The sequence below is a fragment of the Pseudomonas sp. GM60 genome (assembly GCF_000282415.1).
Taxonomy (GTDB): domain Bacteria; phylum Pseudomonadota; class Gammaproteobacteria; order Pseudomonadales; family Pseudomonadaceae; genus Aquipseudomonas; species Aquipseudomonas migulae.
Genome location: NZ_AKJI01000026.1, coordinates 80,647 through 104,033, shown reverse-complemented (window position 1 = coordinate 104,033; position 23,387 = coordinate 80,647). Strand labels below are relative to the sequence as shown.

Genomic DNA, 23,387 nt, shown 5'->3' with positions numbered 1-23,387 from the left:
ATTACTTCAGCGCTTTTACGACTCGAATGTTGACGGGGAATCCATCCTGTCCGGGCAGTTTCTTCCATCCCACATACTGAAAAATCGCTTCTTCATCAATGTACTCGCCCCACTCCGCGACTTTGCCGCCCAACACTGCGACGTTCCGGTTAATGGCGCAGGTGCCATCGTCAGGACCGACGGTGTAGATCACATAAGGTTTGACGTATTTCGCGGCGCGGAAATGTTCGCCGCAACCAGAATCGACTCTGATCATCAAGGTCTTCAGATTTGCTTCACCATCCAGCTCGGCGTGCTGGTCGAGTTCTCCGATTTCGCCGACGTCGGTGAAGCCCAGAGAGCGAGCGCGCTTGTATGCCGGGGAGGCCAGGTGTTTGATCTGGGCTTGCGCGAGATACTCGTCCACGTCTTCGCTGAGTTCAATTTCGCCCTTGTGCGCGATCTCTTCCGCTATGGGAACGCCGCTCTCACAACGAGCGTAATCGGGGGAGCCAAGGCTTGACGGGGATAGGTAGTAGCGATGGAACTCAAGGGTACTCAGATGCATCTTGATAGCGGGATTAGCTTCTTTGGGCGTCTGGCGCCCGGCCTGCACCTCGGCCACCACCTGCAGAAATTTCTGGCAATCGGAAAGGTAGCCGTCCCAGGCGTATGTCGGGGTTTCACTCGACAGGCCGGCGAGCGCCGGGGTCATCACGACGGCGAAAGTGATTGCGCAGAACAGGCGCGAGGCTCGAGTGACAGTGGCCATGTGTAGTCCGTTACAAAGTTGATGAAAGTGGCGCAACGCTACTGTTTTGCCGCCCTGCCGTCCACTGGCGGCGAAGGGGAAAGCCGATATTTCCTGCGGCGATCCGCTGTGCATGCATTCTGAAACCTCCACGCAGGCTACGTTCTTCTAGACTCAATAAGAGGTCGTGGATAGAACCGGACACGTCGCATTGGTGCAGTCAATTCAACAGCCGCGTGGCAATCTGACTTTTATGCCCTTATTGAGGTGCGGCGAAGACCGTGCCGGGCACAACAAGATGCCCGCCAAGGGTGCCCTGGCCACCGGCCTGAAATTGCCACGATACCGTGACGTGGTGTGAGTGCCGCAGCCGACACTTTCGGACGACCGACAACCTTCTGGTTTGTCCGTGACCGTGAGGATTGCTGAATGCCTGATGAGAGTTTGCACCTGCCATTGGTCAACAGCCTGCTGGAGCGCCACAAAGGCTCCCCCGGCGCACTGTTGCCCATTCTTCATGATATTCAGGAACGCATCGGTTACATCCCCGATGTGGCCGTCCCCGAGATTGCTCATGCCCTCAACCTGAGTCAGGCCGAGGTTCGCGGGGTGATCAGTTTTTACCATGACTTCCGTACCTCGCCGCCAGCCCGCCATATTCTGCGTTTGTGCCGCGCTGAGTCCTGCAAAAGCCGTGGCGCCGAGGAGCTGGCCGCGCAGTTGCGCGACCGCCTGCAACTGGACGATCACGGCAGCAGCGCCGACGGCAACATCAGTTTGCGCCCCGTTTATTGCCTCGGCGCCTGCGCCTGTTCGCCGGCTCTGGAGCTGGATGGCCGGGTGCATGCGCGGCTCAGTGCTGAGCGTCTCGATGCCTTGCTCGACGCTTGCCGGGAGGACGCGTGATGCCGACTCTTTATTTGCCCTGTGATTCCCTTGCCCGTGCTGTGGGTGCCGATGAAGTCTCCACAGCGCTGATCACTCAGGCCAAGGAACGTAATCTGCCGCTGGAGTTGCAGCGCACCAGTTCGCGCGGCCTGTATTGGCTGGAGCCGCTGCTGGAAGTGGACAGCCCGCAAGGTCGGATCGGCTTCGGTCCGCTGACGGCAGACGATGTGCCATCCGTGCTCGATGCCTTGAAAGGCGACCCATCCGCTCACCCACTGGCCTTGGGCCTGGTGGAAGAGCTGCCTTATCTCAAATCTCAACAACGCCTGCTGTTCGCCCGCGCCGGTATTACCCGGCCTCTGTCGCTGGACGATTACCGGGCGCACGGTGGCTTTGAGGGTTTGAAAAGGTCCATCGCCATTGGCGGCGAAGAGACCGCAACCGCAGTGTTCGATTCAGGCCTGCGTGGCCGTGGCGGCGCGGCCTTCCCCGCCGGAATCAAATGGCGCACGGTGCGCGGCACTCAGGCGGCGCAGAAGTACATTGTGTGTAACGCCGACGAAGGCGATTCCGGCACCTTCGCTGACCGCATGCTGATGGAAGGCGACCCCTTCCTGCTGATCGAGGGCATGGCCATCGCCGGCATTACCGTCGGCGCCACCTTCGGCTACATCTATGTCCGTTCGGAATATCCGGATGCCGTGGCCACTCTGCGTGCAGCGTTGAACATTGCTCGTGAAGCGGGTTACCTCGGCGCCAATGTCGGCGGCAGCGGTCTGGCCTTCGACATGGAAGTGCGGGTCGGTGCCGGCGCTTATATCTGCGGTGAGGAAACGGCGCTGCTGGATTCGCTGGAAGGCAAGCGCGGAATCGTCCGCGCCAAGCCGCCTATCCCTGCTCTACAAGGACTGTTCGGCCAGCCGACGCTGGTGCACAACGTGCTGACGTTGGCCTCGGTGCCGCTGATTCTGGCCAAGGGTGCGCAGTTCTATCGCGATTACGGCATGGGCCGCTCGTTGGGCACGATGCCTTTCCAACTGGCGGGCAATATTCGTCACGGCGGTCTGGTTGAACGGGCCTTTGGCCTGACCCTGCGGGAACTGGTGGAAGACTACGGCGGCGGAACCGCCAGTGGTCGGCCGCTGAAGGCCGCGCAGGTGGGCGGCCCGCTCGGCACGTGGGTACCTCCGTCGCAATTCGATACACCGCTGGATTACGAGGCCTTCGCCGGCATCGGCGCGATGGTCGGCCACGGCGGTGTGGTCGTGGCTGACGACACCTTGGACATGGCCCAAATGGCCCGTTTCGCCATGCAGTTCTGCGCCGAGGAATCCTGTGGCAAATGCACGCCTTGCCGCATCGGCTCGACCCGGGGCGTTGAGGTTATCGACCGGATGCTGGCCGCGCCGGACCAGAGTGAACGCGATGCGCAGGTGATCATCCTCAAGGACCTGTGCGACACGATGCAATACGGTTCGCTGTGCGCCTTGGGCGGCATGGCCCCCTTCCCGGTCACCAGCGCCCTCAAGTATTTCCCCGCCGACTTCGGTCTGCAGCCTTCGGAGGCCGAGCAATGATTACTCTCTTCGACCCGAAAACCGATATCGACCTTGGCACTCCCGCTCGCGAAAGCCAGGTGCAAGTCACCCTGAACATCGATGGCCGCAGCATCAGCGTGCCCGAAGGCACTTCGGTGATGCGCGCCGCTGCGCTGATGGGCACCACCATTCCCAAACTCTGCGCCACCGACAGCCTGGAAGCCTTCGGCTCCTGCCGCATGTGCCTGGTGGAGATCGACGGCATGCGCGGCTATCCGGCGTCCTGCACCACGCCGGTCACTGAAGGCATGACCGTGCATACGCAGACGCCGAAGCTCGCAACGCTGCGCCGCAACGTCATGGAGCTGTACATCTCCGATCACCCGCTGGATTGCCTGACCTGCTCGGCCAACGGCAACTGCGAACTGCAAACCGTCGCCGGTCAGGTCGGTCTGCGCGAAGTGCGTTACGGTTATGAAGGCGAGAATCATCTGGAGGACGAGAAAGACACCTCCAACCCTTATTTCGACTACGACCCGAGCAAGTGCATCGTCTGCAACCGCTGCGTGCGCGCCTGTGAAGAAACCCAAGGGACCTTTGCCCTGACCATCACCCGGCGTGGTTTTGAATCCCGCGTGGCCGCTGCTGGCGGTGATAACTTCCTCGATTCGGAATGCGTGTCCTGCGGTGCCTGTGTACAAGCCTGCCCTACCGCGACGCTGATGGAAAAAAGCGTGGTCGAACTCGGCCAGCCGGAACGCAGCGTGATCACCACTTGTGCCTATTGTGGCGTAGGCTGCTCGTTCCGCGCCGAGATGAAAGGCGACCAACTGGTGCGCATGGTTCCGGACAAGAACGGTCAGGCCAACCACGGCCACTCTTGCGTCAAAGGGCGTTTTGCCTGGGGTTATGCGACCCACCCGGATCGCATCACCAAACCGATGATTCGCAAGAACATCAGCGACCCATGGCAGGAAGTCAGCTGGGATGAAGCGGTGACCTACGCCGCCAGCGAATTCCGTCGCTTGCAGCAGAAATATGGCCGCGATTCCATTGGTGGTATCACCTCCAGCCGTTGCACCAACGAAGAAACCTATCTGGTACAAAAACTGGTGCGCGCCGCGTTCGGCAACAATAACGTCGACACCTGTGCGCGGGTTTGTCACTCACCGACCGGGTATGGCTTGAAACAAACCTTGGGCGAGTCCGCCGGCACCCAGAGTTTCGATTCGGTGATGCAGGCCGACGTGATCCTGGTGATGGGCGCCAACCCGAGCGACGCTCACCCGGTGTTCGCTTCGCAACTCAAGCGCCGTCTGCGTGAAGGTGCGCGGTTGATCGTTATCGATCCACGTCGAATCGATCTGGTGGACTCGGTGCACGCCCGCGCCGAATATCACTTGGCCCTGCGCCCCGGCACCAACGTCGCCATGCTCAACGCGCTGGCCCACACGATCATCACCGAAGGCTTGCAAGACCAGCCCTTTATCGACGCCCGTTGCGAAGGCAATGACTTCGCCCGCTGGAGCGAGTTTGTCAGCCGTGCGGAGAATTCGCCGGAAGCCCTTGCCCCTGTCTGCGGGGTCGACGCTGCCGATATTCGTGCCGCCGCTCGCCTGTATGCCACTGGCGGCAACGCCGCGATTTATTACGGCCTGGGCGTCACCGAACACAGTCAGGGCAGCACCGCCGTGATGGGCATCGCCAACCTGGCCATGGCCACTGGCAACATCGGCCGCGAAGGCGTGGGCGTGAACCCGCTGCGGGGGCAGAACAACGTTCAAGGTTCCTGCGACATGGGTTCCTTCCCTCACGAGTTGCCCGGCTACCGGCACATCTCCAACGAAACGGTCCGTACGCAGTTCGAACAGGCGTGGAACGTCACCTTGCAACCCGATCCGGGCCTGCGGATTCCGAACATGTTCGAGTCTGCGCTGGCCGGCAGCTTCAAGGGCCTGTATTGCCAGGGCGAAGACATTGCCCAAAGCGATCCGAATACCCAGCACGTCACCGCGGCCTTGTCGGCCATGGAATGCGTGGTGGTGCAGGACATTTTCCTCAACGAAACCGCCAAGTTCGCCCATGTGTTCCTGCCGGGCGCTTCGTTCCTGGAAAAAGACGGCACCTTCACCAACGCCGAGCGCCGTATCTCGCGGGTCCGCAAGGTCATGGACCCGTTGGGCGGCAAGGCCGACTGGGAAGGCACCGTGGCTTTGGCCAACGCCTTGGGCTACCCGATGAACTACAAACATCCATCGGAAATCATGGATGAAATCGCCAGCCTGACGCCGACGTTCACCAACGTCAGCTACGCCGAACTGGATCGCCACGGCAGCCTGCAATGGCCGTGCAACGCCGCCGCACCGGACGGCACACCGACCATGCACATCGATCAATTCGTGCGCGGCAAGGGGCGGTTCATGCTCACCGGTTATGTGCCGACCGAGGAGAAGGTCAACAACCGCTATCCGCTGCTGCTGACCACCGGACGCATCCTCAGCCAGTACAACGTCGGCGCTCAAACCCGGCGTACCGAGAACGTCGCCTGGCACGACGAAGACCGCCTGGAAATCCACCCGACCGACGCCGAAAGCCGTGGCATTAACGAAGGCGATTGGGTCGGCATCGGCAGCCGCGCCGGGCAAACCGTGCTGCGTGCGCGGGTCACCGAACGGGTCGCGCCGGGCGTGGTGTACACCACGTTCCACTTCCCTGAATCGGGGGCCAACGTGATCACCACCGACAACTCCGACTGGGCGACCAACTGTCCGGAGTACAAGGTCACGGCCGTTGAGGTCAGCCGCGTCTACCACCCTTCGGAGTGGCAAAAACGCTTCCAGGAATTCACCGACGAACAGCACCGTTTGCTCAAGGAACGCCGTCAAGGCGCTAAAGCGGAGGTGCGCCGATGAGCACTGCCAATCTGATCAAGATGGTCAACCAGATCGCCCAGTATTTCGCCACCGAACCGGACCGGAAACAGGCCGTGCTCGGTGTGCGTAATCATCTGCAGATGTACTGGACGCCGGGCATGCGCAAGGAGTTGCTGGCCTGGCAGACAGAGCATCAGGGGGCGGATTTGCATCCGTTGGCGCAAGAGGCGGTCAGCGGGGCGGGTTGGGAGGCCTGAAACCCTGTGGGAGCGAGCCTGCTCGCGATGGTCGTCAACGATAACGCGGGCTGTCTGGATGCCCGCGTTGTACGGACTTGCATCGCGAGCAGGCTCGCTCCTACAGGGGTTGTGTGTAGTGTTCCGCCTTATTTATCCCCATCGGTCACCTGCACCGCGATCTCAATCGCCCGCACGCTGATCGCCGCAACGGTGGTCAGCGGGGCGGGTTGGGAAGCGTAGATCTAGAAAACGACAAAAAACCTGTAGGAGCGAGCCTGCTCGCGATGGTCGTCAACGATAACGCGGGCTGTCTGGATGCCCGCGTTGTATGAACTTGCATCGCGAGCAGGCTCGCTCCTACAGGGGTTGTGTGTGGTGTTTGCCCGCCTTATTTATCCCCATCGGTCACCCGCACCGCGATCTCAATCGCCCGCACGCTGATCGCCGCAAAGATCGCCGTGAGCAGCACGCCGTTGAACCCGAGCAATATTGCCAATATCCGCGAAACCGGCAACTTCGGCACCAGCTCGCCATAGCCGATGGTCAAGCCGGTCACGAAGCCGAAATAGATGCCGTCGAAAGGATCCCAACCTTCCAGGTAGCTGATGATCAGGCCGCACGTGACGATGACGATCAGCATGGTGGAAAGGATGGGCCAGACAACTCGAAGGTAATAGCCGACAGCTTTGTAGAACTCTCGGCGGATGTTCGACGTATTTGCAGGCTTCATGTCGTGGGTTTCCTGAGGGCGGCAGGCGGATTGACACTCATCAGCTTGGCACAAGTATTGGAAATCGATGCCGCGTCCCTGGATGTAAGGGCTACTCGATCTGAATCGGCCCCTTGGTCCCGGCATCGCTGTCGGTCCAGTAATCCTCATTCTGCAACCGCCGATCGCCCTGAATCGTGAAGGTGAGTTTGCCCTGATGAAACTGCAGCGTGCCATCGGTGCGCTTGGCATTGACCCGCTTGCCGTTGACCCAGACCTGCTCCTTGGCATCGATACGAATCGTGGCAACGGTCGCGCCGGCATCGCTCTTGGCGACCCATTGCCCGGCGTAAGGCGTCTGGGTATTTGTGCTGTCCGCCGCGGGGTTGGTGAATCCGGCCTTGGCGTTTTCCGCTTTGCTCTTGTGGATATCGCAGCCCTGAGTCTCGCTGACCTGGGTGCAACCGGATTGCTCAAGTTGTTTGCGGTACTTGTCGTTGATGGCATAGGCCGGGAGTTGCACCAACATCATGGTGGCCAATGCCGGCAGGATGATCCGTTTCATAAGTCCTCTCCTCTGATCAGCGCCTTCCCCAGCGCCCGCGAACTGCATGGATCATTCACTGTAGACCGAATCCTGTCCCCGGATGCACCGGCAAAACCACCAACGCCGCCAACCCGCCCTTCGACCGGTTGCGCAGCTTCAGCTCGCCGCCGTGCTCCAGCACAATCGCCCGTGCAGCCGATAATCCCAACCCTACCCCGCCCGTGCTTTTATTCCGCGAGCCTTCCAGGCGAAAGAACGGCACAAACACCTGCTCAAGACTGGCCTGCGGAATTCCCGGGCCACGATCCAGCACGTTGATCCGCACTTCCCCCGTATCAGGCATCAGCTCAATCGCAGGCTCGCTACCGTACTTGATCGCGTTCTCCAGCAGATTGGTCATCACCCGCTTAAGCCCCAACGGCCGCCCGAAATACACCAGCCGTTGCGGCCCGCTGAAGGCAATCTCGACACCCTGATCCCGGTAGTCATCCCGCAAGGTTTGCAGCAGTTCTGCCAGATCAAACTGGGTCGCCGGTTCAAGCCGCGCGTCATCCCGAAAGAATTCCAGCGCCGAATTGATCATCGCCTGCATTTCATCCACGTCACGAAACAGCCGCTGCTGTTGCTCGGCATCCTCGATGAATTCGCCGCGCAAACGCATGCGCGTCAACGGTGCGCGCAGGTCGTGGGAGATGGCCGCGAGCATTTGCGTGCGGTCGCGGATGAAGTGTTGCAACTGGGCCTGCATGGCGTTGAAGGCGAGGATCGCCTGACGGATTTCCTGCGGGCCGAGGGGTTCGATGGGTGGGGCGCGGAAATCGATGCCGAAGCGTCGGGCACCTTCGGCGAAGCGCTGCAAGGGTGTGGCGAGACGGCGGGTGGCGATCAGGGCGACCAGCGCGGTGGAAATCAGCACCAGCAGGATGACGATCAGGTAGCGCGGCGTTTCGTCGAGGCCCCAGCTGCGTGAGGGCGCAGAGAACATCACCCAGGACGAGTCCGGCAGTTCGATCAGCAACGCGTAATGCGCGTCCGCCGAGGGTTCCGTCCAGTCAGCCGGCTCGTAGGCCTGGATTCGACCTGCGAATTTAAGCAACGGCTGCAAGAGGGTCGAGCCGATTTCGGAATCCAGATCCTCCACGGGAGGCAGGTTGAGCTCACGCCGTTCAAGGTGCCAACTGACGGTAAAGCCTTCATCACTGACAGCTTGTGCCAACTGGCTGCGCAGGGGCACCGGGGCAGCCTTGATGACGCGGGTGATGGCGGCCACTTTTTCCAGCAGCCCGGTTTCAGTCAGCGGCGGCCGCGCCCAGACGCCGGCGAGTTGAATGAACAGCCCGTTGAGCGCCAGAGAAATGAGCATGGCGAGGATGATGGTCAGGGCGATCCAGCGCGCCACCGTGTCCCGGCGAATCCGCTTCAGCCAGTTCATCGCCGCGTCACACTTGGAGTGAACAAGTAACCGCCGTTGCGCACGGTACGAATCATCGCCGGGCGCTTGGTGTCGGATTCGAGTTTGCGTCGCAAGCGGCTGACTTGCACGTCGATGCTGCGGTCGAACGCGTCGTGGCAATGCCCGCGCGCCAGGTCCAGCAGCTGCTCGCGGGTGAGGATGCGTTGCGGGTGTTCGACGAAGACCAGCAGCAAATCAAACTCACCGGCCGACAGCGGAATCATCACGTTGTCCGGCGAGCGCAGTTCCCGGCGGGTGACGTCGAGGTGCCAGTCGGCGAAGTCGATCAGCGGCCGTGGACGTTCCTGCGCCAGCGGTCGGCGGTCCTCCACGCGGCGCAACACGGCACGCACCCGGGCCAGCAATTCACGGGCGTCGAAGGGTTTGGTCAGGTAATCGTCGGCGCCGAGTTCGAGGCCGACCACCCGATCACTGAGTTCGCCCATGGCGGTGAGCATGATCACCGGGATCGCGTGGCGGATGCGCAGTTGCTGGCACAGGATCAGCCCGCTGTCGCCGGGCAACATCACGTCGAGAATGATCAGGTCTGGCGCTTGGCGCTCGATGGCCGCCCACAGCGACGCGCCGTCGGTGGCGACCTCGACGCTGTAGCCGTGCTGGACGAAGAATTTTTTCAGCAGATCGAGGACTTCAAGGTCGTCGTCGACAATTAAAAGGCTGTTCACCGAAGGTCACTTACGGGGCGAATGGAACCGTCATCTAAAACCATTCACGGCAGCGCGTCATATATTTCAATCCTGCAATAAAACGACAGCGGCGCAATAAACCGGACATCTTTGCGCAAGGCTCGGGGCCCAGCATCGCCGCCAATTCCTCCCGAGACTCGCGTCCATGTTGCCTTTCAAATGTGCTCCCTGGCTGGCCCGCAACACCTCGATTGCCGTGCTGGCCGCCGGGTTGGCGGGCTGCAGCAGCCAGCCGTCGTCCAGCGCCGAAGTGAGCTGCGCCGACATCGCCTATTCGGTGTACGACCCGGCGGAACCACTCAATCGCGGGGTCTTCGCGTTTAACCGGGTGGTGGATGACTACGCCCTGGCACCGGTCGCTCGCGGCTATCGCCACACGCCGGACTTTTTCCAGACGGGTGTGCATAACTTCGTGGCGAACTTCGGCGAGCCCAAGGTATTTATCAATGACCTGCTGCAAGGCAACCCGATGCGTTCGGTCAATACGCTGGGGCGGTTCGCGCTGAATACCACGGTGGGCGTGGTGGGGTTGATCGACGTCTCCGGCATGGCCGGCATTCCCCGTCATAAAGCCGACTTCGGCCAGACCTTCGGCGTGTGGGGCATCGGCAACGGGCCAATCGTCGAACTGCCGTTGCTCGGCACGTCCAACAGCCGCGATGCGGCCGGGCGTGTGCTGAGTTTCGTGGTCGATCCGTTCGGCGACAACAGCGATACCGTGGACACGCTCTCAACGATCAACACCGTCGGCGACATCGTCGATGGCCGAGCCGAAGTGCTGCCGCTGACCGACAGCCTGCAAAAACTGCCGGACTATTACAGCGCGTTGCGCAACGTGGTCGCCGAGCATCGCACCGCTTTCGTGGTCGAGGGCAAACAAGGCTCGCCGAAGAACACTCAACCACAATGCACAGGAGCACCGGCCGATGGTTTCTGAAGGCCTGATTCTTCAACACCGCGTGACCCGCGACGATGAGGCGAATCTGCACTGCCGGGAAATCACCCTGCGCCTGTCCGCAGACTGTCGCCAACTGGTGCTCACCCGCTACACCGAACACTACGGCCCGGCGGTGGTGCGCTGGATCGAGCGCAGTCACACGGTGTCGGTGAGCGAGCTGTTTCGCTGGCTGGTCGCCAATGGGGAGGCGGATGTCAGTGAGCAGCGATCACTTCCTCCAACACCCGCGCTACGCACTGCACCGCCGCGTCCTCATCGCGGCGTTTATGCCAGGCCAGATGCACCGCAAATCCCTCAACCTCAATCGGCGGTTGCACGGCGTGCAGCGTCTTGGCCATCGGTATCGACAGGCACTGGCTGGGCAACATCGCAATCAGGTCCGAGCCCAGCAGCAGATCCGGAACCATGACGAAGCTCGGCACGACGATCCCGACCCGTCGCGCCAGCCCCCTCCCTTTCAACAACTCGTCGAGCGGGCCCCAGGTTGCGCCCCGGCCAGACACCAGCACGTGTGGATAACTCAGCCAGCGATCAAGATCGAAGTCTGCAATTGCAGGATGCCCGGCGCGCATCGCCACCACGAAATGCTCGTGCAACAGCAGGCGTCGGGTGTAGTCCGGTCCGAGGGGCGGGAAGACCGACATGGCCAGATCGCTTTGGCCGCGACTCAAACTTTCCTGAGCCGCTTCGCCGCCCTGCCAGGGTTGAATCACCAGGTCGATGCCCGGTGCCAACTCGGCCAGTCGCTGGTGCAACTGTTGCGCGACGATGATCGCCGGGAAGTCGGCCATGACGATGCGCACGGTTTGGCGCAGGGTGCTCAGGTCGGCACTGGCAGCGCCGACCAGCGTGCTGACCGAGCCCAGAATCTGCTTCAACGGACCGCGCAAGGCCTGCGCCTTGGGGGTCAGTTGCATGCCGCCCGGCACGCGTTCGAGCAGGCGATCCTGGAACAGATGCCGGCAACGCTCCAGCGCATTGGAGGCCGCCGGTTGCGACAGGCCGACACGCTCGGCAGCGCGGGAGACGTGGGCTTCGTCGAGCAACGCATCGAGCACGGTCAACAGGTTGAGGTCCACCGAACGTAGATTCATTGAATCAATACCTAATTAGACAAACCATCCATTGGAGCAATTTATAGCACGCTGGCACGCTGTGGCTCCCTTCACTTGAACCGGGTAATCCCATGAACGACACCACGCTGATTATGAGTTTTCACCCGGATCTGGGACGTTCACACGCCAACCGCGCCTTGCTTGATGCCGTGAAGGATCTGCCGGGTGTCTCCATCGTCGATCTGTATGGGCTTTACCCGACCGATGAAGTCGACACCGCCGTGGAGGTGCAGCGCCTGTTGTCGGCAAAACGGCTGGTGCTGCAATTTCCGGTGCAGTGGTACTCGACCCCGGCGCTGCTGAAAAACTGGCAGGACCGCGTGCTGACGCAGATGTACTACATCGCTTATGAAGCGCAGGGCTCCAGGCTTGAGGGGCTGCCGATCATGATTGTGGCGACGGCGGGCAATACGCCCGAAGCCTACAGTGAAACCGGCGCCAACCTGTTTTCCCTTGAGCAATTGCTGCAACCGTTGCGCGCGACTGCGCATCGCTGCCAATGGGCGTGGAGCGAGCCGTATCTGGTGTATCGGGCCAACAAGCTGCCGGGCTCGGAGTTGCATGTCATCGCCACTGAATACCGGGCCAGGATCGAGCAGTTTCAACACAACCCACGACGCACTTCAGCTCAAAGCCACTGATTTGATATCGTGCACGCCATCGTCTCTCCCGACCCATGAACAAGGAAGAATCAATGGTACCCCTCGGCATTTTGGTGTTCCTCGCTGCATCAGCGGGGATATGGCATTGGATCGTGAGGAATCGTGGCAGCGTCAATCTGTGGCTGGCCAACCTGGCAGGTGCCCTGGCCAGTTTCCTCGTGGGTGTGGTCGTGCTGATCTTTATGGCCCCCGAACAGGCTGGAACACGGGGCCCGGCGTATTTTCTTTATTCGTTGATGGCGTTCATCGGGGTGTTCATCGGGACGTGGCTCTTCGTCATCGCCCGATTCAAGAAAGGCGAACATCCGGTCGGCCGTCATTTTATCGCCGGGGCCTGCAGTGTGGTGGCGGCATTTTTCATGCTGTTGCTGTGGGTAACGACCTTCCCCCCCAAGTAAACGTTACCCCAGGCAATTGATGAAGTTCAGGCAGAGGTCTGCGTTATCATCGCCGGCCTGTGCGCCAAGAGTCTTGAACCCGGATGTCCGAATCACTGCCACTGCCTGACAACTGCACCCCACTGCCACCGGTTCTGGTCGGGCCGCTATTGCGGCGCCTGGAGCCTTCACGGCTGGTGCTGTGGCTCGTGGGCACCCGGCCGTTATCGCTGACGTTGCGCCTGCAAGATGTTGGCGACATCCGCCTCGACGCCGGGCAATGCACGATCATTCCCGTCGGAACGCACGTCTTTATTCATTTGATCGATGTGCCGCTCGACAACGCCCTGCCCTGCGACACGTTGATCGAGTACGATCTGTTGATTGATGACGCGATGACGGGCATCGCCGAATGGGCGCCGCATCTGTTGTATGGCGAAGCACGCTGCCCGAATTTTGTTTTGCGCTCGCGGATCGACCAACTGCTGCATGGCTCCTGCCGTAAACCTCATCACCCCGCCGCCGACGGCTTGCTCTGTGTCGATCATTTGCTGGCCTCGGAACACGAGGCCACTGAGCGCCCGGCGCTGCTGATGATGAGTGGCGACCAGGTGTACGCCGACGATGTCGCCGGGCCGATGCTGCGGGCCATTCATGCCTTGATCGCACGGTTGGGATTGTTCGGCGAACACCTCGAAGGCGCCGTGGTCAGCGACAGCGCCAAGCTCTATGAGCATGCGGCCAGCTACTACCACCGTGCGGATTTGTTACCGGCGCTGCAAAGCAATGAAACCCTGCGCGAGCGATTTTTCGGCGGGGCGCGCAAGCCGATTTTCACCAGCAGCAGTGCCGACAATCATCTGGTGACCTTCGCTGAAGTCATGGCCATGTACCTGCTGGTGTGGTCGCCGACACCCTGGACGCTGATCACGCCAAAACCGCCGAAGTTGATTCCCGAACGGCGCGAGCGTTATGCGCTGGAGCAGACGCGCATCGATACCTTCAAGGCTGGCCTGGGTGGTGTCGCACGGGCCTTCGCGCATCTGCCGTGCCTGATGATCTTCGACGACCACGATATTACCGATGACTGGAATCTTTCCGCGCAATGGGAGGAAACGGCCTACGGCCACCCGTTCTCCAAGCGCATCATCGGCAACGCACTGATCGCTTACATGTTGTGCCAGGGCTGGGGCAACAACCCGGATGCGTTCGGCGCGGTGCTGGCGAAGACCGATGGTTTCAGCGCGACCGGGGAAGACGGCTACCTCGACAGCCCGGTGCAGGACGCCTTGATCGATGAGCTGCTGAAGTTTCAGCACTGGCATTACGTGCTGCCCACCAGCCCCGCGATGGTGGTGCTCGACACCCGCACCCGGCGCTGGCGCAGCGAGATGACGCTCAAGCAACCCTCGGGTCTATTGGACTGGGAAGCCCTCTGCGAACTGCAACAGGAACTGCTGGATCACCCGTCGGCGATCATCGTTTCGCCCGCGCCGGTGTTCGGCGTGAAGCTGATCGAAACCGTGCAACGGGTGTTCAGCTGGTTCGGTTATCCCTTGCTGGTGGACGCCGAAAACTGGATGGCCCATCGCGGCGCGGCGCAGGTGATCCTGAACATTTTCCGACACTCGCGTACACCGGGTAACTACGTTGTGCTGTCAGGCGATGTGCATTATTCCTTCGTCTACGAAGTGCTGATCCGACACCGCAAGGCGGGCCCGAGGATCTGGCAGATCACCAGCAGCGGTATCAAGAACGAATTTCCGCCGACGCTGCTGGAATGGTTCGACCGCCTCAACCGCTGGCTCTATTCGCCACGTTCACCACTGAACTGGCTGACCAAACGCCGACGCATGCGCATCGTGCCGCATGTCCCGGAGCATGCCGAGGCGGGTGAACGGTTGTGGAATTCGGCGGGGATCGGGCAGGTGTTCTTTAATGAAAAAGGACAGCCGCAGGCGATTTACCAGCACAATTCGGATGGCTCGCCGAAGACTCGGATGGTGGCGCCTGAGACTGAAGACTGAAGACTGAAGGCGAGAGACCGAGTTGTCTGCATCGCGAGCAAGCTTGCTCCTACAGTAGATCGTGGTGATTTATGGATCTCATCCGAGCCCTGATCATTGGCAATTCCGGTTCCGGCAAAAGCTGGCTGGCCGAGCGCCTGGCGGATCACTTGAAAGCGCCGTGGGTTGATCTGGACGCGATTCACTGGCTGTCCGACGAACACAGCATCGCCCGCCCCCGCGCCGAAGCCCTGGGCATGGCGCGGATTGCAGCAGATGAAGAGCGCTGGGTGATCGAAGGTGTCTACGGCTGGATCGTCAGCGAACTTATCCACAGGGCCACGGCGTTGATCTGGCTGTGTATTGACGATGAGGAATGCGTTGCCAATATTCGCCTGCGTGAGGCAAATCGGGATGAGCAGGACGAGAGGCTGATCGCCTTGCTCGACTGGGCCGGCAGTTATCGTGCTCGCGAGGGTTCCAGTGGGTTTGCCGCGCATCGGCAGTTGTTCGAAGGGTTCGCCGGTTCAAAACTGCGACTCATGAACCGCGCGGACATCACCGACTTCGCTGATTCCCGGCCGTATAAGAGCGAACCGCACCTGTAGGAGCCAGGCTTGCCGGCGAAAGCGTCCTCAAGAGTGCCTTCGCCGGCAAGCCTGGCTCCTACAAAAAGCGGTCAGCATTAAAGTAGCTCAGACCGTTTTCACCGCCCGACCAACCCCTCTGACAATCATCTCCACCTCGCGCTCATCAATCGTCAGCGGTGGCAGCAGACGGATGGTCTTGCCCCGTGTCACGTTGATCAGCAAGGCGTGATCCCGGGCGGCGATCAGGGTCAGGTCGCGAATCGGTTGCTTGAGTTCGATGCCGATCATCAAACCTTGGCCGCGAATCGCCAGCACGTTCGGGTCATCGGCCAACTCGGTGCGCAATCTGGCGAGCAAGCGTTCGCCCTGTATTTTGGCGTTTTCCAGTAATCCTTGTTCTTCGATGATGTCCAGCACGGTGCAACCCACGCGGCAGGCCAGTGGATTACCGCCGAACGTGCTGCCGTGGCTGCCGGGGGTGAAGAGGTCGGCGGCTTTGCCCCGGGCCAGGCAGGCACCGATGGGCACGCCGTTACCGAGGCCTTTGGCCAACGTCATGACGTCCGGAACGATGCCTTCGTGCTGGAACGCAAACCACTGGCCAGTGCGGCCGATGCCGGTCTGGATTTCATCGAGCATCATCAGCCAGCCACGCCGGTTGCACAGGTCGCGCACGGCCTTGAGGTAACCGGGCGGGGCCAGTTGCACGCCGCTTTCACCCTGGATCGGCTCCATCAGGATTGCCACGATACTTGCGCCGTGGGCCTGCTGGACCTTGTCCAGCGCCTTGAGATCGCCGAACGGCACTTTGACGAAATCACCCGGCAGTTCATTGAAACCCAGGCGCACGGCCGGGCCATCACTGGCGGACAGCGTGCCGAGCGTCCGGCCATGGAACGCGTTTTCCATGACGACCACCAAGGGTTGTTCGATGCCTTTGTGCCAGCCATGCAGCCGCGCCAGTTTCAGCGCAGTCTCGTTGGCTTCGGCACCGGAGTTATTGAAGAACGCCCGCTCCATGTCCGCCAAGCGCGTCAGTTTCTGCGCCAGCCGCTGTTGCCAGTCGATGCTGTAGAGGTTGGAGGTGTGCAGCAGCAGGCCGGCCTGTTCGCTGATCGCCGAGACAATTTTAGGATGAGAGTGCCCAACGTTGGTCACCGCCACGCCTGCCACCGCGTCCAGGTATTCACGACCGGCCTGATCCCACAGGCGTGTGCCCAGGCCTTTACTGAAACTCAGTGCCAGCGGTTGGTAAGTACTCATCAGGCAGGCGGCGGTCATGACATCAAGCTCCATCAATGGTCGGTGTTTTTGCAGTATGGTTAGCCACCTGAGCTGGATAAACGCTGCAATACTTCAATCATTTAAAAGTCGGGCTTGATAATGGATTTGTTCCAGGCAATGACCGTGTACGTAAGAGTGGTGGAATCCGGCAGCATGACCGCCGCCGCTTTTCAGTGCGAAATGTCCACCACCATGGTGGGCAATCATCTGCGGGCACTGGAGCAGCGTCTGGGTGTGCGCTTGCTCAACCGTACGACCCGGCGCCAGCGGTTGACGGAATTTGGCACCGCGTACTATCAACGCTGCCTGGAAGTGCTGGGACTGGTGGCCGAATCCGAACGCCTGGCCGAGCAGGCCCTCGACGAGCCGAGCGGCACCCTGCGCATTACCGCCCCGCTGACGTTCGGCACGGAAAAACTGGCACCGGCGCTCAGCGAATTCGCCCTGCTGTGCCCGCGCGTCAAGCTGGACGTTGTCCTCACCAACCGCCGCCCGGACCTGCTTGAAAACGGCATCGACGTAGCGTTTCGCCTGGGCAACATGGAACAGACCAACCTGATCGCCCGTCCACTCGTGGACTACACCCTGACCATGTGCGCATCGCCGATCTACCTGGCGCGTCGCGGCAACCCGGAAAAACCTGATGACCTGCGACACCACGATTGCCTGTCCTTCGCCTACCCGGCCGGTGATGACTGGCAATCGGTGGAAAAGGAATGGCGTCTGAGCGGGGCCGAAGGCGAGGTAGCGGTGGCGGTCAGTGGACCGATGCTGATCAACAGCTCCGCCGGTTTGCATCAGGCGGCACGCACCGGCATGGGCATCGTGCTGTTACCCGACGCCTTGGTAGAACAAGACCTCAAGGACGGAACACTGGTGGCCTTGATGCCCAATTACCCGCCGCCGAGCCGGCCAATGAGCCTGATGTACGCTCAGGATCGCTACCGCTTGCCAAAATTACGCCGTTTCGTCGACTTCGCCATGGCGATGTGGGGCAAGCACTAGGCGGTTGAATGCACCATCGACTAATCTCCTCGACTGGCGGGTCGCTTTGGTCAGGGAGAGCAGTGATGGATGGGGCCTCGGATATTGAAGCGTTGAAGTTCAATCTGTCGGATTTGAACGAAGACATGCTGCACACCATCCTGGAACTGGTCAGTGATGGCATCTGGGACTGGAACGCCAATACCGGGTTCGTTTACCGCAACCGCGGCTGGTACGAAATGCTCGGCTATGCGCCTCATTCCCTCAACAACACGGTATTCACCTGGGAATCGGTGATGCATCCCGAGGATTACCCACGGGTCATGGCCCTGTTTGACGCCTACCTGAGCCAACAGGCTCCCGGCTATCAGGCCGAGTATCGCTGCCGCATGCAGGATGGTAGCTATACCTGGGTCGAAGACCGCGGCTATGTGCTCGCCCGCAACGCCGACGGTTCGGTGGCGCGCATGGTCGGTGCGCACCGCAGCATCGAAGACAAGAAGCGCTTGTTCGAAGAGCTTGAACGAAAGAACAAATCCCTCGAAGCCATCGTCGAAGAACGCACCCGCGAGTTATCCCGGGTCAACCAGCAACTGCAGATTCAGCTCGAAGAAAACCGCAAACTGGCGGAAACCGACGCACTGACCACAATCGCCAATCGCCATCGCCTGAGCAAGGACCTTCCTCAGGCATGTGATCGCGCCCAGCGCTTCCGACAGCCGCTGTCGCTGATTGCCATGGACATCGACGACTTCAAGAACATCAACGATCACTACGGTCATGCCTTGGGGGATGCCGCGTTGGTGCAGGTAGTCCAGAGCGTGAAACATTGCGTACGCGACGGCGATTTGCTGGCGCGCTGGGGCGGTGACGAGTTCATCATCATTCTTCCCGATACCCCGTTGGCCGACGCCAGAAGCCTCGCGGAGACAATCCGCCATAGCGTCGCCAGTTTGCTGCCAGTGGGAGACTTTCAAGTCACCATGAGTTTTGGCGTCGTACAACGCTTTGAAGAAGAACAACAGACCGGGCTGCTGGCCAGGGCTGATCAAGCGTTGTATCGGTCGAAAGTGGCGGGCAAAAATGTGATTTCAGGGTGAAGGTATTGGTTAATCCATGATCACCTCAAGATGTAGTGACAACCTCAGCAAGTCAAAAAATGGAGCAATAGCATTGTTATGGAAATTCTGAACAACGAAAACAATCTAAATGCTTATTTAGAAAAAATTCACAACAAACAAATAACAATAGTTAGTGCCTTTGCAAGCAAAACAGAAAACCTGATTGACACAATGCTAAAAAATGAAAACACCATTGAGCTTATTATCGGAACAATCAACTCATTCTCCTCCCCCGATTTCATTGAACACTGCAGAGACATCAAAAATAACAAGCTTAACTTTTCTGTAGACTTTGGTTATCAGGCAAGCACCCATTGGAAGGTGTACTTGATAGCCCCGAAGACCGTCATTATTGGAAGTGCCAATTTCACAAGCACCGGAATCAGTCTATTTCGCGACACTTGTGTAGTTATTACCAGCAAGGAGCTTCACAACAACTACAAAAAAGAAATTGCAACAATCAAAAAATCACCCGCCGTTATTTATTCTCGTACGGACACCTTCAACAGGCATTTAAACCTTTACAGAGCGAATCACGACAAGATGCAAAAGGCCTTAGCCAGAGGCATGCAATACGCCGACGGTCCTGATTGGCTAAAGGATGAGTCTAACCAGTCACTGCCAATTTTTATATGGGACACCTATCACACCGAGAAGACAAAAGAGCGCGCACAGAAAGTACTAAAGGAAAACACTTCAACCATTGAGCATAAGGGCATTCGTGACTTTTTCTGTTATGACGCTTCAAGCGGATGCCCCTACAATGAGGGCGACATCGTTATCTGCACCAGCAACAAAGGTCACTACCTTGATTTTTACAGTTTTGACCGAATCATAAAAAGCGGTAAGACATATTACATCTACTCATTAAAACAAGGAAAACTCTTTCGCCCCTTCCCGATAAAACATAGAAAAAGCCAAATTAAAATCCACCTTTCAGACTGGTACGAGCAAGGTATTACTAAGCTGAACAGAGACAACATATCCAGCTTTATGTGTGACGACTAGACATTAGTTATTTCCATCGTCATGTGCGCCAGACAAGGCATCACCCAACGACCATGAGAGACACCATGTACATCTGTGACTTGAAACCCGCAGCAGTTGAATCTGTTCGCCTTTTTCTCGCAAAGAACGGATGGGCCCATCGCACAGGTTCGTCTGATCATTTTGCTCTGCTGATCGCTAACTCCCAACGCACAGCCATTGCGGTGAAGGATTCCAGGATCATTGGGTTCGCCCGAGGCATTACCGATGGACTGTCCAACGGTTATCTGTCGATGGTTGTCGTATGTGAGCACCATCGACTCAAAGGTGTCGGGCGTGCTCTGGTTGAGCATGTCATGGGTGACAACAACGAGATCACCTGGGTTTTACGAGCGGGTCGCGAAGGTGCTTCGGATTTCTTTTCGGGCCTGGGGTTTGAAACGTCGACCATCGCGATGGAGCGTCCGCGTCGTAAGTAACCAAGCCGCCAGTTACATCCCCGCCTTCACCAACACTGGTTTCTCTTGATACCGCTCCGGAAACAACTTCTTCAACTGCGCCACTTTCGGTAGATCGTTGATAACGATGTACGGATAGGTGGGGTGTTCAGTCAGAAAGTCCTGATGTTCCTCTTCTGCCGGGTAGAAACCGTTATAGGTTTCCAGTTTGGTGACGATCGGTTTGTTGAACGATTTCGCAGCGTCGAGCTGGGCAATGTAGGCCTGGGCAACACGTTGCTGCTCGCTGTTTTCCGGAAAAATCGCCGAGCGATACTGCGTGCCGTGGTCAGGTCCCTGACGATTGAGTTCGGTCGGGTTGTGAGCCACCGAGAAGTAGATCTGCAACAAGGTGCCGTAGCTGACCTGAGTGGGGTCGAAGGTCACTTCGACCGATTCCGCGTGACCGGTATTGCCGCCGCTGACCCGCTCGTATTGAGCGGTGTCGGCCGCCCCGCCCGCGTAACCGGAGACGGCTTTCTTCACGCCTTTGACATGCTGAAACACACCTTGGACGCCCCAGAAGCAACCGCCGGCGAACACAGCGGTTTCGCTGTGGGCCTGGGTGATTTCGTCGAGGGTGGGTGCGGGGATGATGACCGCGTCTTCGGCGGAACCGAAAGAGAACGCAGAGCATTGGCCGATGACGCCAGCGGCGGCCAGTCCCAACAGGGTGCGACGCAAGGTGAACAGGGTTTTCATGAGGCTGACTCCTGAATCAGTGAAGTGGCGATCAACCGAACGTAAAGGCATACGCCGAGACACCCGGATCGAGAAATTCGATGCTGAAAGTCCGATCCGTTACTGCGCCGGACTGGCGCACCAGCTGATACAAACGTTGTTCGGTGACGCTACCGCTGCCATCGGGCGCCACGTCTGTACCGTGGGCATCGCCGGGAGCTTTTCCGTCAATCAGCACTTTGAAACGCACCGGTCTGCCGTCTGCGCCAGGGCCCAGTACCAGATGCAAATCACGTGCGTGGAAGCGATAGACAATGCGACTGGCGGGCGCGCTTGAAGTGGCCCGCTCCGAACCGACAGTCCACTGACCACCCAGGCTCCAGTCATTCAGGGCCAGTTGCGGCGGAGGGTAGTAGGTCGTCAACTTGTCGGGAGCCAGACTGGCTTCGGGGACGAAATGCTCCGAGCGCTGGTAGCCGACATAGGTTTCCGGCGACTGCACTTCGTTCATGTCCGGCGCGAGTTGAACACCCTCGGCATTGGCATTGATCAACCCGTCATCCACCTTGGCGGCACCCGCTTCACGCAGCAATTGCTGGATCACCCGCTCCGACTCGGCGTACTCGCCTTCGCCAAAGTGGTGATAACGAATGCGCCCCTGGGCGTCGGCAAAATAGTGGGCCGGCCAATACTCATTGTTGAAAGCTCGCCAGATCTTGAATTCGTTATCGATGGCCACCGGGTAGTTGATACCCAGGTCTTTCATGGCTTTGGTGACGTTGCCTACGTTGCGTTCGAAGGCGAATTCGGGCGCATGGACGCCGATCACCACCAACCCCTGATCGCGGTATTTTTCAGCCCAGGCTTTTACATAGGGCAAGCTGCGCAGGCAGTTGATGCAGGAATAAGTCCAGAAATCCACCAGCACTACCTTGCCCTTCAACGCCTGGGCATCGAGTGGTGGCGAGTTGAGCCATTGCACGGCGCCATCCAGCGATGGAAGCTTGCCTTCGATGGGCAGTGTGCCCGGCGCTTTGTCAGCCACGCTCATCGCACCATCAGCAACCGGGGTCCTCGCCATCATCGCCCCGCTGCCGTTCGGTGTCTTACCGGCCAAACGGCCCACCAGTGCCTGCTCGATACCACCGGTAGATGCCGTGGAAAACCGCGCCAGAATCCCGGTATCAAGCCCCAACGAAATCGCCGCCACACCCGCCAGCATGGCCGCGCCCAAACCTCGACGGACCCACTCGCCAGCACCGATGGAACGCTTCATGGCGGCGAAAACCTTACCGCCCAGCAGCAGCGCAACCGCGAGGGAAGTGGCGGCACCAGCGGCGTAGGCCAGCAGCAACAGGGTGGTGGCGATGCTTGCCCCTTGCAGCGCGGCGCCGGTTAACAACAGGCCCAGAATTGGCCCGGCACACGGCGCCCAGAGCAGCCCCGTGGCAACACCGATCAAAAACGAAGCACCGGGACGCGGCCGGGCATCGGCGCCCGCCGCCTCCGACAACCGACTGCCAGCCGCCACCAACGGGCGCGTCAGACGTTCGGCCAACTGCGGCAGCAACAACGTCAGCCCGAACAGGGCGACAAACACCAGCGCGAGCCAGCGTCCATACTGATTGAGTTGCACCACCCAACCGCCGCCCACTGCCGCCAATGAAGCGACCAGCGCGAAGGTCAGCGCCATGCCCGCCAGCAGCGGCAGGCTGCTCTTCATGAACGGCTGCCCGGTGCGAGCGAAGACAAACGGCAACACCGGCAGAATGCACGGGCTGACGATCGTCAGCACACCACCGAGATAAGCGAGGATCAGAAGCCACATAGCGTCGACCTGCAGGAAATGAGAGAAAAAGGAATCAAGCCGCCTGTGGCTTGAAGGTCATCGCCAGACCGTTCATGCAGTAGCGCAGACCGGTAGGTTTGGGCCCATCGTCGAAGACATGGCCCAGATGACCGCCGCAACGCCGGCAGTGAACCTCTTCGCGCAACACACCAAAGGACCGGTCCTGACGGGTCGCCACCGCCTTGTCCAGCGGTGCCCAGAAACTCGGCCAGCCGGTGTGGCTGTCGAACTTGGTGGCAGAGGAAAACAGCGGCAGATCGCAACCGGCACAGACAAAGGTTCCATCACGATGCTCATTGTTCAGCGCACTGCTGTAAGCCCGTTCAGTGCCCTCTTCCCGCAGGATTTCGTACTGCTCGTCACTGAGCAGGGCACGCCATTCACTGTCAGTGTGCGTCACCTCGAAAACCTCCGCCGCGCTGGCCTCGCTGACCAGCGCAGAGCTGGCAGCAAATTTTGGCAATACACCGATCGCCAGGGCTGCAACCCCCAGCCCGCCGCTCGCTACAAGAAATTGTCGCCGTGAAAACATGGCCGTCTCCAAAATCCAAAGTGCCTTTCATGGAACACAGCATAGGCTTGGGTTGATCGC

23 protein-coding genes are annotated in these 23,387 nt (G+C 59.7%); 13 read left to right on the top strand and 10 right to left on the bottom strand.

Annotation, left to right across the window (positions count from 1 at the left end):
* Position 1 precedes the first annotated feature (1 nt).
* Complete coding sequence (locus tag PMI32_RS24555) at positions 2 to 751, bottom strand: hypothetical protein (protein WP_008025468.1); 750 nt, start codon at positions 749 to 751, stop codon at positions 2 to 4.
* Between the two features lie 408 nt (positions 752 to 1,159).
* Here PMI32_RS24555 and PMI32_RS24560 point away from each other — a divergent pair, with 408 nt between their 5' ends.
* Genes PMI32_RS24560 through PMI32_RS24575 form a run of 4 tightly spaced genes read left to right on the top strand, consistent with a single transcriptional unit; the run spans position 1,160 to position 6,286 of the window.
* Positions 1,160 to 1,636 carry a formate dehydrogenase subunit gamma gene (locus PMI32_RS24560; protein WP_008025466.1) on the top strand — a complete coding sequence of 159 codons (477 nt, stop codon included), beginning with the start codon at positions 1,160 to 1,162 and terminating at the stop codon, positions 1,634 to 1,636.
* Positions 1,636 to 3,195, top strand: a complete 1,560-nt coding sequence (locus PMI32_RS24565; protein ID WP_008025464.1) for a formate dehydrogenase beta subunit — start codon at positions 1,636 to 1,638, stop codon at positions 3,193 to 3,195. Before PMI32_RS24560 ends, PMI32_RS24565 begins: the two co-directional genes overlap by 1 nt.
* Positions 3,192 to 6,068: a formate dehydrogenase subunit alpha gene (fdhF, locus tag PMI32_RS24570; protein ID WP_008025462.1), complete on the top strand. Its 2,877-nt coding sequence runs from the start codon at positions 3,192 to 3,194 to the stop codon at positions 6,066 to 6,068. Before PMI32_RS24565 ends, fdhF begins: the two co-directional genes overlap by 4 nt.
* On the top strand, positions 6,065 to 6,286 hold the full coding sequence (locus PMI32_RS24575; RefSeq protein WP_008025460.1) for a formate dehydrogenase subunit delta: 222 nt from the start codon (positions 6,065 to 6,067) through the stop codon (positions 6,284 to 6,286). Before fdhF ends, PMI32_RS24575 begins: the two co-directional genes overlap by 4 nt.
* A 370-nt stretch (positions 6,287 to 6,656) precedes the next feature.
* Here PMI32_RS24575 and PMI32_RS24580 read toward each other — a convergent pair whose 3' ends face one another.
* The 4 genes from PMI32_RS24580 to PMI32_RS24595 all read right to left on the bottom strand — a co-directional run bounded on the left by PMI32_RS24580 (position 6,657) and on the right by PMI32_RS24595 (position 9,663).
* The gene (locus PMI32_RS24580; RefSeq protein ID WP_008025459.1) at positions 6,657 to 6,998 is read right to left on the bottom strand and encodes a potassium channel family protein; all 342 of its coding nucleotides are present in this window, start codon (positions 6,996 to 6,998) and stop codon (positions 6,657 to 6,659) included.
* Between the two features lie 91 nt (positions 6,999 to 7,089).
* Positions 7,090 to 7,542 carry a hypothetical protein gene (locus PMI32_RS24585; protein WP_008025457.1) on the bottom strand — a complete coding sequence of 151 codons (453 nt, stop codon included), beginning with the start codon at positions 7,540 to 7,542 and terminating at the stop codon, positions 7,090 to 7,092.
* Positions 7,543 to 7,597: 55 nt separating this feature from the next.
* Complete coding sequence (locus PMI32_RS24590; RefSeq protein ID WP_008025456.1) at positions 7,598 to 8,956, bottom strand: ATP-binding protein; 1,359 nt, start codon at positions 8,954 to 8,956, stop codon at positions 7,598 to 7,600.
* Positions 8,953 to 9,663 carry a response regulator gene (locus tag PMI32_RS24595; RefSeq protein WP_008025454.1) on the bottom strand — a complete coding sequence of 237 codons (711 nt, stop codon included), beginning with the start codon at positions 9,661 to 9,663 and terminating at the stop codon, positions 8,953 to 8,955. The genes PMI32_RS24590 and PMI32_RS24595 overlap by 4 nt, the downstream gene beginning before the upstream one ends.
* A gap of 166 nt (positions 9,664 to 9,829) precedes the next feature.
* On the opposite strand from PMI32_RS24595, the gene PMI32_RS24600 reads away from it, so the two are divergent.
* Positions 9,830 to 10,621, top strand: a complete 792-nt coding sequence (locus PMI32_RS24600; RefSeq protein WP_008025452.1) for an MlaA family lipoprotein — start codon at positions 9,830 to 9,832, stop codon at positions 10,619 to 10,621.
* A 215-nt stretch (positions 10,622 to 10,836) separates the two neighbouring features.
* On the opposite strand, the gene PMI32_RS24605 is transcribed toward PMI32_RS24600, so the two are convergent.
* A complete protein-coding gene (locus PMI32_RS24605; protein WP_008025450.1) occupies positions 10,837 to 11,736 on the bottom strand; it encodes a LysR family transcriptional regulator in 900 nt (299 codons plus the stop codon).
* Between the two features lie 92 nt (positions 11,737 to 11,828).
* On the opposite strand from PMI32_RS24605, the gene PMI32_RS24610 reads away from it, so the two are divergent.
* The 4 genes from PMI32_RS24610 (at position 11,829) to PMI32_RS24625 (ending at position 15,410) form a co-directional block, all read left to right on the top strand.
* Positions 11,829 to 12,398 carry an NAD(P)H-dependent oxidoreductase gene (locus PMI32_RS24610; protein WP_008025448.1) on the top strand — a complete coding sequence of 190 codons (570 nt, stop codon included), beginning with the start codon at positions 11,829 to 11,831 and terminating at the stop codon, positions 12,396 to 12,398.
* 35 nt (positions 12,399 to 12,433) lie between these two features.
* Positions 12,434 to 12,817 (top strand): hypothetical protein, encoded by a 384-nt coding sequence (locus PMI32_RS24615; RefSeq protein WP_238541017.1) that lies wholly within the window; start codon positions 12,434 to 12,436, stop codon positions 12,815 to 12,817.
* An 83-nt stretch (positions 12,818 to 12,900) separates the two neighbouring features.
* Positions 12,901 to 14,823 carry an alkaline phosphatase D family protein gene (locus PMI32_RS24620; RefSeq protein ID WP_008025444.1) on the top strand — a complete coding sequence of 641 codons (1,923 nt, stop codon included), beginning with the start codon at positions 12,901 to 12,903 and terminating at the stop codon, positions 14,821 to 14,823.
* 71 nt (positions 14,824 to 14,894) lie between these two features.
* Complete coding sequence (locus tag PMI32_RS24625; RefSeq protein WP_008025443.1) at positions 14,895 to 15,410, top strand: P-loop NTPase family protein; 516 nt, start codon at positions 14,895 to 14,897, stop codon at positions 15,408 to 15,410.
* 87 nt (positions 15,411 to 15,497) lie between these two features.
* Here the strand turns inward: PMI32_RS24625 and PMI32_RS24630 are convergent, their stop codons facing one another.
* A complete protein-coding gene (locus PMI32_RS24630) occupies positions 15,498 to 16,673 on the bottom strand; it encodes an aspartate aminotransferase family protein (protein WP_008025441.1) in 1,176 nt (391 codons plus the stop codon).
* Between the two features lie 102 nt (positions 16,674 to 16,775).
* On the opposite strand from PMI32_RS24630, the gene PMI32_RS24635 reads away from it, so the two are divergent.
* From PMI32_RS24635 to PMI32_RS24650, 4 genes are all read left to right on the top strand, one after another.
* On the top strand, positions 16,776 to 17,681 hold the full coding sequence (locus PMI32_RS24635; protein WP_008025440.1) for a LysR family transcriptional regulator: 906 nt from the start codon (positions 16,776 to 16,778) through the stop codon (positions 17,679 to 17,681).
* A 65-nt stretch (positions 17,682 to 17,746) separates the two neighbouring features.
* Positions 17,747 to 18,760, top strand: a complete 1,014-nt coding sequence (locus PMI32_RS24640; protein WP_008025438.1) for a sensor domain-containing diguanylate cyclase — start codon at positions 17,747 to 17,749, stop codon at positions 18,758 to 18,760.
* A gap of 78 nt (positions 18,761 to 18,838) precedes the next feature.
* Positions 18,839 to 19,789 (top strand): phospholipase D family protein, encoded by a 951-nt coding sequence (locus tag PMI32_RS24645; RefSeq protein ID WP_008025436.1) that lies wholly within the window; start codon positions 18,839 to 18,841, stop codon positions 19,787 to 19,789.
* A 65-nt stretch (positions 19,790 to 19,854) separates the two neighbouring features.
* Positions 19,855 to 20,247: a GNAT family N-acetyltransferase gene (locus tag PMI32_RS24650; protein WP_008025435.1), complete on the top strand. Its 393-nt coding sequence runs from the start codon at positions 19,855 to 19,857 to the stop codon at positions 20,245 to 20,247.
* Between the two features lie 12 nt (positions 20,248 to 20,259).
* Here PMI32_RS24650 and msrA read toward each other — a convergent pair whose 3' ends face one another.
* From msrA to msrB, 3 genes are read right to left on the bottom strand one after another with little or no spacing between them, the layout of a single operon-like run.
* On the bottom strand, positions 20,260 to 20,967 hold the full coding sequence (gene msrA, locus PMI32_RS24655; RefSeq protein ID WP_008025433.1) for a peptide-methionine (S)-S-oxide reductase MsrA: 708 nt from the start codon (positions 20,965 to 20,967) through the stop codon (positions 20,260 to 20,262).
* A gap of 31 nt (positions 20,968 to 20,998) precedes the next feature.
* Entirely contained in the window at positions 20,999 to 22,774 is a 1,776-nt protein-coding gene (locus tag PMI32_RS24660) for a cytochrome c biogenesis protein DipZ (protein WP_008025431.1), read from the bottom strand.
* 34 nt (positions 22,775 to 22,808) lie between these two features.
* The gene (gene msrB / locus PMI32_RS24665; RefSeq protein ID WP_008025430.1) at positions 22,809 to 23,327 is read right to left on the bottom strand and encodes a peptide-methionine (R)-S-oxide reductase MsrB; all 519 of its coding nucleotides are present in this window, start codon (positions 23,325 to 23,327) and stop codon (positions 22,809 to 22,811) included.
* Between the last annotated feature and the right edge of the window lie 60 nt (positions 23,328 to 23,387).